Source organism: Micromonospora sp. NPDC048935 (assembly GCF_043197875.1).
GTDB lineage: Bacteria > Actinomycetota > Actinomycetes > Mycobacteriales > Micromonosporaceae > Micromonospora.
Genome location: NZ_JBICTZ010000013.1, coordinates 1 through 17,568, shown reverse-complemented (window position 1 = coordinate 17,568; position 17,568 = coordinate 1). Strand labels below are relative to the sequence as shown.

11 protein-coding genes are annotated in these 17,568 nt (G+C 71.3%); 5 read left to right on the top strand and 6 right to left on the bottom strand.

Annotated features, from left to right (window positions below; all coding sequences use genetic code 11):
- Positions 1-22 precede the first annotated feature (22 nt).
- From ACGFIW_RS28715 to ACGFIW_RS28695, 5 genes are read right to left on the bottom strand one after another with little or no spacing between them, the layout of a single operon-like run.
- Positions 23-1,753 (bottom strand): ABC transporter ATP-binding protein, encoded by a 1,731-nt coding sequence (locus ACGFIW_RS28715; RefSeq protein ID WP_393322130.1) that lies wholly within the window; start codon positions 1,751-1,753, stop codon positions 23-25.
- A complete protein-coding gene (locus tag ACGFIW_RS28710) occupies positions 1,750-3,432 on the bottom strand; it encodes an ABC transporter ATP-binding protein (RefSeq protein ID WP_393322127.1) in 1,683 nt (560 codons plus the stop codon). The genes ACGFIW_RS28715 and ACGFIW_RS28710 overlap by 4 nt, the downstream gene beginning before the upstream one ends.
- A complete protein-coding gene (locus tag ACGFIW_RS28705) occupies positions 3,429-4,268 on the bottom strand; it encodes an ABC transporter ATP-binding protein (RefSeq protein WP_393322125.1) in 840 nt (279 codons plus the stop codon). The genes ACGFIW_RS28710 and ACGFIW_RS28705 overlap by 4 nt, the downstream gene beginning before the upstream one ends.
- On the bottom strand, positions 4,265-5,341 hold the full coding sequence (locus ACGFIW_RS28700; protein WP_393322121.1) for a FecCD family ABC transporter permease: 1,077 nt from the start codon (positions 5,339-5,341) through the stop codon (positions 4,265-4,267). The genes ACGFIW_RS28705 and ACGFIW_RS28700 overlap by 4 nt, the downstream gene beginning before the upstream one ends.
- Before the next feature lie 8 nt (positions 5,342-5,349).
- Positions 5,350-6,429 (bottom strand): FecCD family ABC transporter permease, encoded by a 1,080-nt coding sequence (locus tag ACGFIW_RS28695; RefSeq protein WP_393322118.1) that lies wholly within the window; start codon positions 6,427-6,429, stop codon positions 5,350-5,352.
- Between the two features lie 96 nt (positions 6,430-6,525).
- Between ACGFIW_RS28695 and ACGFIW_RS28690 the strand changes: the two genes are divergently transcribed.
- A complete protein-coding gene (locus ACGFIW_RS28690; protein ID WP_393322116.1) occupies positions 6,526-7,569 on the top strand; it encodes an iron-siderophore ABC transporter substrate-binding protein in 1,044 nt (347 codons plus the stop codon).
- Between the two features lie 124 nt (positions 7,570-7,693).
- Here the strand turns inward: ACGFIW_RS28690 and ACGFIW_RS28685 are convergent, their stop codons facing one another.
- Complete coding sequence (locus ACGFIW_RS28685) at positions 7,694-9,781, bottom strand: NPCBM/NEW2 domain-containing protein (protein ID WP_393322113.1); 2,088 nt, start codon at positions 9,779-9,781, stop codon at positions 7,694-7,696.
- A gap of 179 nt (positions 9,782-9,960) precedes the next feature.
- Here ACGFIW_RS28685 and ACGFIW_RS28680 point away from each other — a divergent pair, with 179 nt between their 5' ends.
- From ACGFIW_RS28680 to ACGFIW_RS28665, 4 genes are all read left to right on the top strand, one after another.
- On the top strand, positions 9,961-10,266 hold the full coding sequence (locus ACGFIW_RS28680; protein ID WP_393322110.1) for a hypothetical protein: 306 nt from the start codon (positions 9,961-9,963) through the stop codon (positions 10,264-10,266).
- Between the two features lie 482 nt (positions 10,267-10,748).
- The gene (locus ACGFIW_RS28675) at positions 10,749-12,146 is read left to right on the top strand and encodes a ricin-type beta-trefoil lectin domain protein (RefSeq protein WP_393322107.1); all 1,398 of its coding nucleotides are present in this window, start codon (positions 10,749-10,751) and stop codon (positions 12,144-12,146) included.
- Between the two features lie 212 nt (positions 12,147-12,358).
- Positions 12,359-13,594 carry a cytochrome P450 gene (locus ACGFIW_RS28670; RefSeq protein ID WP_393322104.1) on the top strand — a complete coding sequence of 412 codons (1,236 nt, stop codon included), beginning with the start codon at positions 12,359-12,361 and terminating at the stop codon, positions 13,592-13,594.
- Between the two features lie 246 nt (positions 13,595-13,840).
- A partial coding sequence (locus ACGFIW_RS28665) for a beta-ketoacyl synthase N-terminal-like domain-containing protein (RefSeq protein WP_393322101.1) occupies positions 13,841-17,568 on the top strand: 3,728 nt, incomplete at its 3' end.

The following is a 17,568-nucleotide window of genomic DNA, read 5'->3' as shown; positions in this document are numbered from 1 at the left end:
CCGGCGGCCCGGACCAGCGCGCTCAGTGCCGAGCGCGCTGGTCCGACCAGGCCCGCCACAGCGTGGCGTACGGGCCGTCCCGCTCGATCAGCTCGCGGTGGGTGCCGGCCTCGACGATGCGTCCGGCGTCCATCACCACGACCCGGTCCGCGGTCACCGCCTGGGTGAGTCGGTGCGCCACGATCAGCGCGGTACGCCCCGCCAGGGCGGCGGTCGCCACCCGTTCGAGCAGGCGTGCTCCGGCGCTCCCGGCCTCCGCGGTGGCCTCGTCCAGGATCGCCACCGGCGGATCGGCCAGGATCAGCCGGGCGAACGCCAACTGCTGGGCCTGCGCCGCGGTGAGGACGTGCCCGCCCGCACCGACCTCGGTGTGCAGGCCGTCGGGCAGTTGCCGCACCCAGCCCAACGCCTGCACCCGGTCCAGCGCGGCGCTCACCTCGTCGTCGGTGGCGTCCGGGCGGGCCAGCCGCAGGTCGTCGACGAGGGGCCCGGCGAAGACGTGCACCTCCTGGGTGATCAGTGCGACCTCGCCGGCCGGCACCGCGACGCTCCCGCCGCCGGGTTGGTGCACCCCGGCGATCACCTTGGCGAGAGTGGTCTTGCCGGCACCGCTGCTGCCGACCAGGGCGACCCGCTCGCCGCGGGCGATGGTCAGGTCGACGTCGTGCAACACCTGCCGGTCCGGCCGGTACGCGAAGTCCAGCCCGCGGACCACCACCGCGTCCGGGCCGTCGCCGGGGCGGGCCCGTTGCCGTACCGGCGGGGTCAGGTCGGCGACCCCGACCAGCCGGTCCAGTCCCGAGGCGGCGGCCTGGGCGTCGTCGACGAGGGCGAGGGCCACGTTGATCGGGCCGAACAGGCCGTGAAAATACAGCGCCGCCGCGGTCGCCGTGCCGATGCTCACCGCGTCCCCGCGGACGAGGAAGAAGCCGGTGCCGAGGACGGCGGCGAGCCCGAGGAACTCGGCGACGTGCAGCCGGGCGTAGAACCGGGTCTGCAACGCGACGCCCCGCAGCAGCAGGTCCACCGCCTGTTGGGACTTGGTGGCGACCCGCTCCCGGTGCTCGTCGGCGATCCGGAACGCGCGAATTGTCGACGCGCCGTCGATCGTCGCGAGCAGGTGGTGCTGCTGCGCGGCGACGGCGACCCGCTGCCGGGCGTAGAGCGGGACGGCGCGGCGGGCGTACCAGCGCACCGTGTGCGCCTGCACCGGCACCGCGATCAGCGCCGCGACCAGGAAACGCCAGTCGAGCACGGCCATCCCGGCCAGGGTGAGCACGATGGTCAGCAGGGCGCGGGTGAACTCGGGGACCGCGCTGCGGGCCGCCTCGGCGATCACGGCGACGTCGTTGGTGACCCGGGAGGTGAGGTCACCGGTCCCGGCACGCTCGACCTGCTCCAGTGGAAGGTGCAGCGCCGAGGAGACGAACCGTTCCCGAAGTCGGGCCAGCACACCCTCACCGACCTGCGCGAGCAGGGCGAAACCGAACCCGGCCAACGCCGCCTCGACGACCGCGCCGGCCACCAGCCCCGCGCCGGTGAGAATGACGTCACCGGTGCTGCCCCCGCCGGTGGCCAGGTCGACGATGCGCCCCAGCAGCGGCGGGCCCACCAGCCCGGCCGCGGTGCCGGCGACCAGCAGGGCGAGCGCCCCGGCCAGTCGGGACCGCTGCGGACGCACAAGCGCCCGCAACTGGGCCAGGGTGCACCGTCCGGTCGCGATCGGCAGCAACGTCGTCGAGTCGGTGGTCATGCGAGCACGGTCTCCCGGTAGGTGTCGTCCTCGGCGACCAGGTCGCCGTGCGCGCCGACGGTGCGGACCGTGCCGTCGTGCACGACGATCACCCGGTCGGTCACCGCGAGCAACGCCGGGCTGGCGGTGATCAGGATCGTGGTTCGTCCGTCCCGCATCGCCCGCAGTCGCCCGGCGATACGGGACTCGGTCGCCGCGTCGACGGCGGTGGTCGGGTCGTGCACGACGAGCACCGGCGGTTCACCGGCAAGTGCCCGGGCGAGCGCGATGCGCTGCCGCTGCCCGCCGGAGAGCGAACGGGCCCGATCGTCGAGCACCGTGTCCAGCCCGTCGGGCAGGCCGCGGGCCACCTCGTCGGCGTCCGCAGCGGTCACCGCGGCGTCGACGCTTGCCGGGACGGCCCGCCCGGCGAGCGAGACGGCGGCGCGGACGGTGTCGTCGAACAGGTCGGTCTGATGGTCGACGGCCAGCACCACGGCCCGCAGGTCGTCCGGCGCGAGGTCGGCGAGCGGCACGCCGTCCAGTTCGATCACCCCGGCGACCGGGTCACGGACCCGCCCGAGCAGCCGCACCAACTCGGCCGCCACGGCCGGGTCGGTGGCCACGATCCCGACCACCTCGCCGGGGGCGATCTCCAGGTCGATTCCGCGCAGCGACGGGCTGTGCACCCCGCGCAGCGCGAGCCCACCCCGGGCCGGCGTGATCGGGTTCGCCGTGCCGTCGGGCACCGCGACTGGCGCGTCCAGGACGGCGGCGACGCGGCGGGCGGACGCGCGGCCCTGCGCGAGGTCGGCACCCACCCAGCCGAACGTGGACATCGGACCGACCAGGAACTGCGCCAGGCCGAGCGAGGAGATGAGCTGACCGACGCTGATCTGGCCGTGCAGCGCGAGGATTCCGCCGATGACCGCGATGACCGCCAGGAACGTCCCGCTGAGCGTGAGCACCAGCCCCTGGTACGCGGCCTCGGCGCGCGCCGCTCGTACGGTCGCCGCCAGCGCGCTGCGGCTGCGCTGCGCGTACCTGTCGACCGCCGCCGTCTCGGCCCGCAGGCCCTTGACCACGCGCAGGCCGCTGACCAGGTCGGCGGCGATGCCGGACGCGTGCGCGCTGTGCTCCTGCTCCGTTTCGCTGCGCTCCTCCAACGGCTTGCCGAACAGGCGGGTGAGCAGCAGCAGCGGCGGGGTGCCCAGGAGCACCACCAGCCCGAGTGGCAGGGAGATGGACAGCAGCAGGACCGCCGCGAGGATCAGGCCGACGACCGCGGCCACGCCGGAGACGACGGCGATGGCGACCGCGCCGACCCGGGCCGCGTCGCTTGTCGCGATGGACACCAGGGCCCCGGGCAGCCGGTCGGCCTCCGCGCCGCCGCGCTCGTGCAACACCCGCCGGGTCACCCGTAGCCGCAGGTCGTGCGCCGCCTGTTCGGCGGCACGTTCACCGGTACGCTCGCCGTAGCGGTAGCTGTAGCTCAGGCCGACGTAGACGGCGGCCAGCACACCCAGCCAGAGGGCCAGGCTGCCGACGCCGCCGTCCACCGCCCGGTCGATGATCACGCCGATCAGGAACGGCACCGCGGCCTCGCCGGCCTGGTGGCCGGTGATCAGGAGCGTGCTCAGCGAGATGAGCCGCCGCTGCCTGCCGAGCGTGTCGGTGAGCAGGCTGCGCCCGCCGGTCACGCGGGCACCCGGTCGACCGCCGCGACGACGCCGGCGCGGGCCAGTCGACGCCGCTGCCGCCCGGCCGGGACCACCATCGGGGTGTCCGTCTCCGGGTCGGTCATCACCCGGCACGGCATCGCGAAGACCGTCTCCACCAGCTCCGCCGTCATCACCTCGGCGGGCGGGCCCTGGGCGAGGACCCGGCCCTCCCGCATCACGATCAGCTCGGTGGCGTACCGGCAGGCGTGGTTGAGGTCGTGCAGGACGGCGACCACCGTCCGGCCCTGCTCGTGCAGGTCGGCGCAGAGGTCCAGCACCTCGAACTGGTGCGACAGGTCGAGGAACGTGGTCGGTTCGTCGAGCAGCAGGATCGGCGTCTGCTGGGCCAGCGCCATCGCCAGCCAGACCCGCTGACGCTGCCCACCGGAGAGTTCGTCGACGAACCGGTCGGCCAGCTCGGTCACCTCGGTCTGGCGCATCGCGTCGGCGACCGCCGCCTCGTCCTGCGGCGACCACTGCCGCAGCAGGCGCTGGTGGGCGAAGCGGCCCCGGGCGACCAACTCCTCCACCACGATCCCGCCGGGTGCCACCGACGACTGCGGCAGCATGCCGAGCTGCCGGGCCACCTGCTTGGACGGCTGCGACGCGATGGTCTGACCATCCAGGTAGACGGCACCGGACTGGGGCTTGAGCACCCGGGCCAGGGACCGCAGCAGTGTCGACTTGCCGCAGGCGTTGGGGCCGACGATGACGGTGAACGACCCGTCGGTGATCTGGACGTCGAGGTCCCGGACGACCACCCTCCGGTCGTACGCCAGGGTCAGCGCGTCGGCCCGCAGCCGCGACTCGGTCATCGCTGTGCTCCTTGTCCGCCGTTACGTCGCTCGTGAAAGAGCAACCAGGTCAGGTAGATGCCGCCCAGGGCGGCGGTGACGAGACCGACCGGGACGTCGTCGTCGGGCAGGAGGCGCTGGGCCACCCAGTCGCTCGCCGTCAACAGGGCGGCGCCCATCAACGCGGCCGGCAGGATCCCGGCGTTCGGTGAGCGGGTCAGTCGAGCGGCCAACGGTGGCGCGGCGAGGGCGACGAACGCGATCGGCCCGGCCGCGGCGGTGGCACCGGCCGCGAGCCCGACGCCGGTCAGCGCGAGCACCACCCGGCTGCGTTCGACGGGTACGCCGTGCAGCATCGCGGACTCGTCGCCCAGGGCCAACATGTCGAGGTGCCGGCCGTGGTAGAGCGCGACCGGCAGCAGCACCGCGACGGCCACGGCGACGAGTGTCACCTGGGTCCATCCTGGGCCGTTGACGCTGCCGATCAACCAGACCTGGGCGGCGATCGCCTCGTCCAGTCGGCTGCGGTAGATCAGGAACGAGTTGAACGAGTCGAGCAGCGCGGCCACTCCGACGCCCATCAGCACCAGCCGGAACGGCTGCACCCCACGGCGGAACGCGAGCAGGTAGATGGCGACCGAGGTGGCCAGGCAGCCGACGACCGCACCGGCCGCGACCTGGAAGCCGGTGCCGTTGAGCAGCAGCAGGACGATCAGCGCGCCGGTCGCCGCGCCCACCGTCAGGCCGACGAAGTCGGGGCTGCCCAGGGGGTTGCGGGTCAGCCCCTGGAAGATCGTGCCGCTCGCGCCGAGGGCCGTGCCGACCAGCAGCGTGAGCAGCACGCGGGGCAGCCGCAGCTCCTGCACGATGAAGTCGGTGCCCGGGTCGCCCTGGCCGGCGAGGCTGCGCAGCACGTCGGGCACGGGGATCGGGAAGTCGCCGCTGGAGAGGTTGACGAGCGCGACGCCCAGCGCCGTGAGCAGCAGCGCGGTGCCAGCGATAAGCGCGCGCAGGTGCACCCGCAGCGAGACTCGGCCGCCCCGGCTGCGGATCACCAGCCGGGTGGTCCGTCCGGTCGGACGTAGGTGGAGCACCGGCCCGCTCACAGGGTGCTCAGCCGGCGTCGGCGGCACAGCGCGATGAACAGTGGTGCGCCCAGGAACGCGGTGACCACCCCGACCGGCAGTTCGGCCGGGGCCACCAGGACCCGCCCGAGCACGTCCGAGACGAGCAGCAGGGTGGGCCCGAGGACCAGGGAGTAGGCCAGGATCCAGCGGTGGTCCGAGCCGGTGAACATCCGGGCCGCGTACGGGACGGCCAGGCCGACGAACCAGATCGGCCCGCAGGCGGCGGTGGCCGCACCGCACAGCAGGGTGATCGTGATCATGCCGAGCACCCGGATCCGCCCCGGGTGTGCGCCGACCGACGTGGCCGCGTCGTCGCCCATGCTCAGCGCGTTGAGTTGGCGGCCCAGCAGCAGCGCGAGCAGGACACCGACCACCAGGAACGGTGCCAACTGCGTGACCGTGCCGGTCTCCCGGTCGGCGAGCGAGCCGACGTCCCAGTGCCGGTACCTGTCGAACGCCTCCCGATGGGTCACCAGGATCGCCCAGACTCCGGCGCCGAGCACGGAGGTGAGCGAGACCCCGGCGAGGACCTGCCGTTCCGGGGTGGGTGCCCGGCCGGCACCGCCGAGCGCGAAGACGGCCGCCGAGGTGAGCCCGGCGCCGGCGATGGCGAACCAGACGTACCCGTTGGCGCTTGTCACCCCGAGCAGCGCGATGGCCAGCACCACGCCTGTGGACGCGCCCAGGCTGACCCCGAGCAGGCCGGGTTCGGCGAGCGGGTTGCGGGTGAGCGCCTGCATCACCGTGCCGGCCAGACCCAGCGCCGCGCCCACGCCGATCCCGAGGATCGTGCGGGGCACCCGGAGCCGGTGCACGATCTCCGCGGCGGCGGAGCCGTCGTCGTGCCAGAGCACCTGCCAGACCGTGCCGAGGCCGAGCGAGCGGCTGCCGACCGCGATGCTCAACGCCACGGCGGCGGCGAGGGCGACGACGCCGACGACGAGGCCGGCCCAGCGCCGACCGGAGCGCGACAACGACTCGCGCGGCACCTTTTCGGGTGAGACGGTCCGGGGCTCCGGGCGGGTGCCGGTGCCTGAGGTCAACACGTGCTCCATCCGTCCACCCGTTCGCATTACTCAATTAGGTGAGGCTAACCTACACTCCCGTTCGAGGTCACCACCCTGGGGCCTCGCTGGCAGAAAGGAAGACCCGTGCGGCTTCCCTCAATCCGCCGGGGCGCGACCGTCGCTTCGACCGCGCTCCTGCTTCTCCTCGCGGCCTGCGGCGGTGGGTCGGAGCCGTCGGCCCCCTCCTCCGGTGCCGCCACCTCCGACGCCTTCCCGGTCTCGATCGCGCACAAGTTCGGCACCGCCACCATCCCGGCCGAGCCCAAGCGGATCGCCGTGGTCGGCCTCGTCGAGCAGGACGCTCTGCTGGCGCTGGGCGTCGTGCCGGTGGCGACCACCGAGTGGTTCGGCGAGAAGCCGGGCGCCATCTGGCCCTGGGCCGAGGCCGCGCTGGGCACGGGGGCCAAGCCACAGGTGCTCACCAACACCGACGGCATCCAGTTCGAGAAGGTGGCCGCCCTGCGGCCCGATCTCATCCTCGGTGTCTACTCGGGGCTGACCAGCGACGACTACGCGAAGCTGGCGAAGATCGCGCCGACCGTGGCGCAGCCGAAGGACTCCGTCGACTACGGGGTGTCCTGGCAGGACGTCACCCGTACCGTCGGCGCCGCCGTCGGGCGCAAGGCCCAGGCGGACAGGATCGTCACCGATGTCGAGGGCAGGTTCGCCGCGGTCCGCACGGCGAACCCGGCGTTCGCCGGCGCGACCGGCCTGATGGCCACCACCTACGAGGGCTACTACGTGTACGGCCCGCAGGACTCGCGCGGGCGGTTCCTCACCGACCTGGGCTTCACGTTGCCGCCCGGGCTGGCCGAGGTGACCGGCAAGGAGTTCGGCGCGAACCTGAGCCGGGAGCGCACCGACATGCTCGACACCGGCGTGCTGATCTGGCTCGTCGACACCTATGACACCGACCGGGCGAAGGTGCAGGCCGACCCGCTCTACAGCAAGCTCAAGGTCAAGACCGAGGGCCGCGACATCTACCTGGAGAACGAGGAGCTGGTCGGTGCCGCGACCTCGTTCATCACCCCGTTGAGTCTGCCGTTCCTGCTGGACAAGCTCGTCCCGCAGCTCACCGCGGCGGTGGACGGCAACCCCGCCACGGCGGTGCAGCGGGCCGCCGCCTGACGATCGGGGAGCTGCTGCGCACCCTTCTCCCGGAAGGCCACGACGTACGTCGACGATGAAACGAAGCTCCGGCCCGGGCGCGAACCCGGGCCGGAGCTTCGGTCTTTCGACGATCGCGCAGGTGTCAGCAGCTGGCGTTCAGGCCGGCCCAGTCGGCGCGGTCGTTGTAACCGCCGTCGCCGCCGTCACCGACCAGCAGGTCGAGCACCCCGACACCGGTCAGGTCGACGTCGACCTGACGCACGTCGTCCCGGGTCAGCACGCCGCTGTCGAACAGGACCCGCCCGTCGCCGACCACCTGGAAGGTCGAGGTGGCGCCCTCGGGGCCGACGTTGCGTACCGCGTCGTCCAGGCCGACGGTCGCGGTCAGCCGGTCGCACCTGTCGCCCACGTAGTAACGGACCGTGGACGGCGAGGCGACGCCGAGGCCGGTCGGGTACACCTGGCCGACCATGCTGATCGGTGACCCGCCGCCGACGCTCTGGTCGACGGTCGGCGTCATCCAACCGCTGGTGGCGCTGACCCACGTGTGGTGGGACAGCACGACGTCACCGCTCGGCGGCGCCGGGGCGACCACTACCGTCGACACCGACGTCTGGCGTGTCGTGCCGCGCCCCACCACGTCGTAGGACGTGGTGGCGGTCAACGCGGCGTCCCCGGCAGCGGCGGTGGCGGGCAGGGTCACCGTGAAGGCGAAGGTGGTGGACCGACCCGGGGCGAGCACCAGCGGCACCGGGCTGAGTGACCGCACCGTCCAGCCGGTCGGCGCGGCGAGAGCAACCTGCGGCTTGCGGACGGGCAGCAGGCCGTCGTTGCGGACGACGACCTCGACCCGCGTCTGGTCACCGCCGCCGACCACGGGTGCCGTCCCCTCCGGCGTGGCGGAGTCACCGACCCTGGTGACCTGCGGAAGGCCGGCGGTCACGTGCGGGGCACCCGGCAGACCACGCGCCGGGGCGACCCGGAGCAGTGCGGCACCGTGCGCCGGCACCGCGGCGCTGAGGGTGCCCGCGCTCTCGGTGACCTGGTTGGTCCACGCGTTGCGCACGGTGAAGCGGGCGCCGGACAGGCCGACGGACGACGCCTTCGCGGTGATGATCTTCGAGCTCTCGCCGCGGTTGAGCAGCACCACGGCCCGGTCACCGTTGGCCAGGCGCTTGACCCAGGTCTCGGTCGTGCCGGCGGGGCCGACGCGAACCGCCTGGACACCGGCGGGGTCCTGGTTGATCGCCAGGACGTCGGGGTCGGTGAGCGCGTCGATCGACGCCTGGTTGAGCTTGCGGATGTCACTGCCGATCACCAGCGGCGCGGCGGCCGCGGACCAGAGCGTCATCTGCGTCCGGAACTCCTCGTCGGACAGTCCGAGGTTGGGGCCCAGGTAGTCCGGGTCGTTGAAGTGACCCGGTCCGGCGACCTCGGGATGCCGCGCGTTCGCGTCGTAGTTGCGCAGCACGTCCTTGAACTTGATCTCGCCGACGAAACCCACGTCGGTGTAGGTCCGCCAGGACTGCGCGATCTGGGGGGCATAACTCCAGGAGTACGTCGACTGCTGCTCCTGCGGGTAGTCGCCCCAGTCCGGAGAGGTCACCGGGTTGCACAGGTTGAAGATGATCGGCCGCTTGCTGGCGTTGTCGCGCAGCGCCTGGGCGAACTCGGTGTAGGCGGTCTTCGGGTCCAGGTCGGCGGCGATCCCGCAGAGGAAATCGACCTTCACCGCGTCGAACTCCAGGGCGGCGAACTGGTTCGCGTCGCGCTGGTAGTAGCCGCCGCCGCTGCCGAGCCCGCACTTGCCCGGGAGGTACGGACCGGCGTCGGTGTAGATGCCCGCCTTCAGGCCCTTGGAGTGGATGTAGTCGACGAGCGGCTTGAGCCCGTTCGGAAAACGAGCCCGGTCGGCCCGCAGGTCACCGGCGGCCGTACGCGGCTCCGGGTCCTGCCAGCCGCCGTCCAGCCAGACGATGTCGTAGCCGGCCCTGGCCAGGCCACGGCTGACGATCGAGTCGGCGACCTCCCGTACGGACTCCTCGGAGAAGTCGCCGCCGAGGCCGAAGTAGGTGTTCCAGCCCTGGTAGGGCGTGGGGCTGAGCACCTGCTGGGGTGCCGGTTTGGTGGCGACCACGGCGTCGTCGGGGGCTGCGGCGTGGGCCGGGGCGGGCACGATCAGCAGGCTGGCCGTGGCGGCGGTCAGGGCGGTGAACAGTTGTCGTCTCACACGGGGTTCCTTCACAGCAGTGGGACAGGCCCGTACTCGGGGGTGGTTTCGACCCGATCTTGCAAGCCGTTACGCGCGGATGTCAATATTATTTAATAAATTATGTTCTTCGGCGTCCACGAGCTGGCCACCCGCGCGGTCGTCGGGCCGTCCTGGCGGGACGGTGATTAGATGTGCTGATGGATCCGTGGGAAGCGACACTGCTCGTCATCGCCGCGATCGGGTCGATCGGGATCGCGGCCGGGGCGTGGTCCCAGGAGAAGCGCCGCTCGGTGACCCAACTCGCGGCCATCCAGCGGAAGCTCGATCTGATCATGGATCACCTCGACATCGCCGAGCCCGTGGAGCCAGAGGTGGTCCGACACCTGGAGGGCGGCCGGACGATCGAGGCCGTTCGCGCCTACCGCAAGCAGACCGGCACCAGCCTGGTCGAGGCGAAGCAGGCGGTGGACCGCATCGCCGACAACCTCCGTCGCGGGCGGTAACGCGGCGGTCGATCGCCGGAGATGAGCCGCCGGCCCGTCCGGCACGCCGACGAGAACGCCATCGATGAAGACGCCGCCCCTCGACCGGGTCCACCGATTGCGGGCAGCGTCGTTCGTGGGCGCAACATTGACGCGCCAATCAGTTGATCTTGCATGGCCGGCGAGACCCGCGCGTGACCTCCCGCTCCGCAACAGGTCCGAAACTACCGGTTGATAAACCTGGAACCTTCTGCCAGCCTGAAGGCCATCGATAAGTGTGAACGTTAACAGGATCCTTCCGGCACCGGACGCGGCATGCTGGCCACCGCCACCCGAGCAGGGCCTTCGCCTCGGCCAGTGACGAAGACCGTCCAATCTCGCCACCGGAGGAACCGCATCGTGTCCCGGCCCCGCACCACCGGGCACACCCGACCACGAACGCTCCGTCCTTCCGGAACGGCCCCGAAAATTCCGGACCCACCCACCACCAGGAGGTACCGACAGTGCGAGGACATGCACACCACCCACCGCCCTCGGGGAACACCCGTGCCGACCGACGGCCCTCCCGCCTTCGCGGGCGGCTGTTCACGCTCGCCGCGGCCGGGATCGCCGCCGCGGTCGGGTTGTTCACCCTGACGGTGACGACCGGGTCGGCCTCGGCCGCCGACAACCCGTACCAGCGGGGCCCGGATCCCACCCGGACCAGCGTCACCGCCGTGAACGGCCCCTTCGCCAACACATCGGTGAGCGTCCCGACCGGGTACGGCTTCAACGGCGGCAGGATCTACTACCCGACCGACACCAGCCAGGGCACCTTCGGGGCCATCGCGATCTCGCCGGGCTACACCGCGTTGTTCTCCGCCGAGCTGGCCTGGATGGGGCCGTGGCTGGCCTCCCACGGCTTCGTCGTGATCGGCATCGAGACCAACAGCCGCAACGACTTCGACACGGCCCGAGGCACCCAGTTGCTCGCCGCGCTGGACTACCTGACCCAGCAGAGCCCGGTACGCGACCGGGTCGACCCCACCCGGTTGGCGGTCGCCGGTCACTCCATGGGCGGCGGTGGCGCGCTGAGCGCGGCCATCCGGCGCCCCTCGTTGAAGGCAGTGGTCGGCATCGCGCCGTACTCGCCCTCGTCGAACCTGGCAAACGACCGGGTGCCCACGATGATCTTCGCTGGGCAGGCGGACACGGTGGTCACCCCGTCCTACGCCACCGGCCTCTACAACAGCCTCCCGGCCACGACGGAGAGCACCTACCTGGAGGTCGCCGGCGCGGATCACGGCTTCATGGTCGGACGGTCGAACCCGGTGATGGTCCGGACCATGCTGCCGTTCGTCAAGATGTTCGTCGACAACGACACCCGGTACAGCCAGTTCCTCTGCCCGCTGCTGGACAACAGCGGCGTGGTCACCTACCGCAGCACCTGCCCGTTGCTGCCCGGGACGCCGACCAGCCCGACGGCGACCCCCACCAACACGCCGACCCCCACCACCTCGCCGAGCGTGCCGCCCACCTCCGCCAGCGAGATCGTCGGCGTGCAGTCCGGCCGCTGCGTCGACGTGCCCAACGCCTCCCACAACAACGGCACCCGGGTCCAGCTCTGGGGCTGCAACAAGCAGTCCAACCAGGCATGGACCTACACCTCCGGCAAACAACTACAGGTGTACGGCAACATGTGCCTGGACGCGGCGGGCTCCGGCAACGGCGCGGCGGTCCAGATCTACGGCTGCCACAGCCAGACCAACCAGCAGTGGAACGTCAACTCCAACGGCACCATCAGCAACGTGCAGTCCGGCCGGTGCCTGGACGTCTGGAGCACCGCCAACGGCGCCCAGATCCAGCTGTACGACTGCCACGGACAGACCAACCAGCAGTTCAGGCTCGCACCCCTGGCCTGATTGTCGTGACCGGGCGGGCGCAGCGACAGGCCGCGCCCGCCCGGATCGCACGAGCCGCCCCGCCGGGGCGAGACCGAATCTGATCGACAGCCGTCATTGACAGCCGCGTACACTTTTCGCGGGGTAGTTGGCACGGGTCGTGGTGGGTGAGCGAAAGACCGTCTGGCGTCGCACCGTTTGGGTCGGCGTCACTCGCCACCCAAGGAGGACTCGTGACCGAGGCAGCCCCCCTCGACGGCACCGTTGACGATCACCTGGTTCTGGACGCCGACCAACTGGCGCAGCCACATGAGTTCTACAAGGTGCTCCGCGAGCAACGACCGGTCGTGCGCATCGTCGTCCCGTCCGGGATCCGGGCCTGGCTGGTCACCCGCCACCAGGATGCCCGGGCCGTGCTTGCCGATCCACGGTTGGCGAAGGACAGCGCGTCCGTCGTCCGCCTGATGGAGCGCCACACCGAGCCGGACAAGTTCCACAATGTAGTCAAGTCGGCCGCACACCACATGCTCAACAGCGATCCGCCGGACCACACCAGGCTGCGGCGCCTGGTCAACAGGGCGTTCACCGCACGCGGCATCGGGCGCTACCGGCCGCGGATCGAGCAGATCGCCGACGAGTTGCTGGACGCCGTGGAGGCCGAGTTCGCCGGCACCGGCGAGGAGTTCGACCTGCTGGACAGCTTCGCGTCTCCACTTCCGATCGCCGTGATCACCGAACTGCTGGGTGTGCCACTCGAACAGCGGGACACGTTTCGGGAGTGGTCGAACGGGATCCTGTCCGGCCGACCCTCGGCAACGCGCAGGTACGGGGACCTCGCCGCCTATCTGCGCACGCTCATCGACGACAAGCGACGCCACCCCGGTCCGGATGTGCTCTCGATGTTCGTCGCCACCGACGGCACCGACGTACTGTCCGACCAGGAGGCGCTCGACATGGTGCTCCTGCTCCTGATCGCCGGGCACGAGACCACCGTCAACCTGATCGGCAACGGCGTCCTCGCGCTGCTGCGCCACCCCGAGCAGATGGCCGCCCTGCGCGCCGACCCCACCCGCACACCCCAGGCGGTGGAGGAGCTGCTGCGCTACGACGGACCGTTCAACATGGCCACCCTCCGCTACACCACCGAACCCATCGTGCTCAGCGGAACGACGATCCCCGCCGACGAGTTCGTCCTCGTCGCGCTGACCTCGGCCAACCGGGACGCCGACCAGTACCCGGAACCCGACCGACTCGACATCCGCCGGGAGGGCGGAAACCTCGCCTTCGGGCATGGCATCCACTACTGCCTGGGTGCCCCGCTGGCCCGTCTCGAAGGTGAGATCGCCCTCAACGCGCTGCTGGCCCGGTTTCCGCGTCTGACGCTGGCCCGGGCGCCCGAAGAGCTGGGTTGGCGTTCCGGCACCCTCGTCCGCGGCCTGCTCACGCTCCCCGTCCGCATCGGCGTCTGACCACCGCTCTCGCACGTCGTACCCGCCCGCGGCGGCCTGCCGCCAGATCGGGTGCGGCGGTGGCCCGATAAATCGTTACGCATCGTCTGCGGTAAATGCATTTCCTCGGTCAGAACTAAAAGATCCCCTAGCCCCCAACACCGCACACTGTTACTCGGCGGCACCGGGAATTCCCCCACGCGCCGCCGAGTGCAGCGCTTCCGGAAGCACGAGTGCGAACGCACCGAGGACACGGGGGGCACAGTCGTGACGGCACGCCCGCAGACGATCAACGAGCTGCTCCGGCAGCGCGCCGAGCGCCAACCCGACCGCCTCGCCTTCCGGTTCCTCGATTACGTGGGGTCCGCGCCGCCCGTCGTGCACGAGTTGACCTACGGCGGGCTCGAAGCCCGGGTCCGGGATGTCGCGGCCGCGCTCAGCCAGGCGGCGAAGCCCGGTGATCGGGTCCTCCTGCTGTGCCCACCGGGCCTCGACTACATCACCTCCTTTCTCGCCTGCCTCTACGCGGGGCTGGTGGCGGTTCCCGCGTACCCACCGGTCGCCTCGGGGCGTCACGACCGGATCGAGGCGATCGCGCGCGACTGCGGCCCCGCCGTCGTGCTGTCCGACGAGCCGCCACCGGACGCGACGGAGCCAAACCGGCTGCCGGCCGACCTGGCTGGGCCTGCCGGATCGTCGTTGCGGCAGGCGCGCTGGCTGTCCGTCCGACAGGAGGTCGTGGAGGGCTCCGGGCGGGACTGGCAGCCCGGCGGCTCGACGGGTGCCGCGCTGGCGTTCCTCCAGTACACCTCGGGCTCGACCGGCATGCCCAAGGGCGTGCGGGTCTCCCACGGCAATCTGCTGGCCAACGCCCGATCGACCGAGAGTCGCCTCTCCCTCAACCCCGATACGCACGGTGTCAGCTGGATTCCGCTCTACCACGACATGGGGCTGCTCTCCGGCCTGGTATTCCCGTTGTTCTCCGGGTTTCCGTCGACGCACCTGGCGTCGATGGCCTTCGTCCGGTCGCCGCTGCGCTGGTTGGAGGCCATCACGCGGTACGGCGGGGTCGTGAGTTTCGCACCGAACTTCGCGTACCAGATGTGTGTCGATCGCATCGACGAACAGGACAGGCAACATCTCGACCTATCGACCTGGACGCGAGCGATCAACGGTGCCGAGCCGGTCCGGGTGGCCACACTCGACGCCTTCGCGCGCACCTTCGCCAGTTGCGGGTTCCGCAGGTCCAGCCTCATCCCCGGTTACGGCCTGGCCGAGAGCACTCTCGTGGTGTCGACGAACGTGGTGGGCGCCGAACCGGTCGTGCGATACGTCGCCAAGGACGAGCTCGAAGCGGGCCGGGTGTTGCCGCCGACAGATCCGGCGAAGGCGCGTGCGCTGGTCAGCTCGGGGCGACCGCTGTCCGGCACCACCGTGGAGATCGTCGATCCGTCGACCGGCCGCCGTGCCGGTGCGGGCCGGGTGGGTGAGATCTGGCTTCGCAGCAAGAGCGTGACCGGCGGGTACCTCGACAATCCGGAGGCCACCGCACGGGCGTTCCACAACACCATCGGCGCCGGTAAGCAGCGGTACCTGCGTACCGGTGACCTCGGCGCGATGCTCGACGGCGAGCTGTACGTCACGGGTCGCGTGGACGACATGATGATCTTCTGGGGACGCAACGTCTATCCCCACGACATCGAGGCCACAAGCATCGACAGCGATCCCGCACTCGCCTCGACGCGGTGCGCCGCGTTCGCGGTCGAGGCCGCGGGCGACCCCTCGCTGGTGGTGATCCAGGAGTTGCCTCGACGTCGGCTCGACCCCGCCGAGCACGGCCGGATCGCCGCGACCATCCGACGCCGGATCTCCGACGAACACCAGTTGGCCGTCGACGCGATCGTGCTCGTCCGGCCGGGTGCCCTTCCGACGACGTCGAGCGGCAAGATCCAGCGCCGCGCCGCCCGGGCCAGATACCTCGACGGCGACTACCCGCCTCCGGTGCCCATCGCCGCCGACGACGAGGCGGCGGGGCTGGGGGCGCCGCTCGACGTCACCGCCACCGGCGACGGGGTCACGCCGCCCGCCGCGACGCCGCCGGCCCACGTCACCGTCGCCGGTCCCGCCTCGCGGACCTGGACGCCGGCCGACATCGAGAGCCAGCTACGACTGCTGATAGCCGAATCGGCACACTGCGCCGTGCGGGACGTCTCGCCGAACGAGTCGTTCACGTACTTCGGTCTGGCCTCGGTGCAGGCGGTAGGCATCGCGGAGAGGCTGTCCAGGCGGCTCGGCCGTGACGTACCCGCCACCCTCGCCTGGGACCATCCGACAATCGCCGCCGCCGCTCGCGCACTGGCGATGACACCGGCAGAGTCGCACCGGGACGACTCCGCGCCCCCGGCGTCCGAGCCGATCGCGGTGGTGGGGATCGGGTGCCGCTTTCCCGGCGCCGACGGCCCGGAGGAATTCTGGCGACTGCTCACCGAGGCCCGCACCGCCATCACCCCCATCCCCGCCGACCGCTGGGACAACGACCGCTACTACCACCCCGACCCCGACACCCCCGGCCACACCTACGCCCGCCACGGCGGCTTCCTCACCGACGTCCGCGGCTTCGACCCCACCATCTTCGGCATCACCCCCCGCGAAGCCGCCGCCATCGACCCCCAACACCGACTCATCCTCGAAACCACCTGGCACGCCCTCGAACACGCCCACATACCCCCCGACCACCTCCGCGGCACCAACACCGCCGTCTACATCGGAATGCGGGCCGGCGAGTACGAGCGGATGGTCACCGAGAGCCCCGACTCGATCGACGAATACACGGCGATCGGGGTGTCCGCCAATTTCGCGGCGAACCGGGTGTCCTACGCGCTCGGCCTGGAGGGGCCCAGCCTGGTCGTGGACACCGCCTGCTCCTCCAGCCTCGTCGCCGTACACCTCGCCTGCCAGGCACTACGCACCGGAGAAACCGACACCGCCATCGCCGGCGGCGCCAACCTCATCCTCTCCCCCGACGCCATGATCGCCCTCAGCAAAGGCCGCATGCTCTCCCCCACCGGCCGCTGCCACACCTTCGACCAACACGCCGACGGCTACGTCCGAGGCGAAGGCTGCGGAATCATCGTCCTGCGCCGCCTGAGCACCGCGCTCGCGCTCCAGGACCGCGTCCTCGCCGTCATCCGGGGCAGCGCGGTCAACCAGGACGGGCGGAGCAACGGCCTAACCGCACCGAGCGGTGCGGCGCAGGAGCGTGTCGTGCTGAGCGCCCTGGCGGACGCGGGAGTCGAAGGGCACCACATCGACTACGTCGAGACCCACGGCACCGGCACCACCCTCGGCGACCCCATCGAAATACGCGCCCTCACCCACACCCTCACCCCCCACCGACAACACCCACTCCACCTCGGCACCGTCAAAACCAACATCGGCCACCTCGAAGCCGCCGCCGGAATCGCCGGCCTCATCAAAACCATCCTCACCCTCCACCACCGCACCATCCCACCCCACCCCACCACCATCACCCCCAACCCCCACATCCCCTGGAACCCCCACCTCACCATCCCCACCACCCCCACACCCCTCACCACACCCACCCCCACCGCCGCCACCAGCAGCTTCGGATTCGGCGGCACCAACGCCCACATCATCACCCAACACCACACCCCACCCCACCCACCACCAACCACCACACCCCCACCCACCACCACCCACACCATCACCCTCTCCGCCACCACCCCCACCGCCCTCACCACCACCGCCACCCACCTCCTGCACCACCTCCACCACACCCCCACCCCCCTACCCCACCTCGCCTACACCACCACCCACACCCGCACCCACCACCCCCACCGCGCCGCCATCACCACCACCAACCCCACCCACCTCACCCACGCCCTCACCGCCCTCACCACCAACACCCCCCACCCCCACCTCACCCACCACCACACCCCACCCACCACCACCGCACACATCACCTTCCTCGTGCC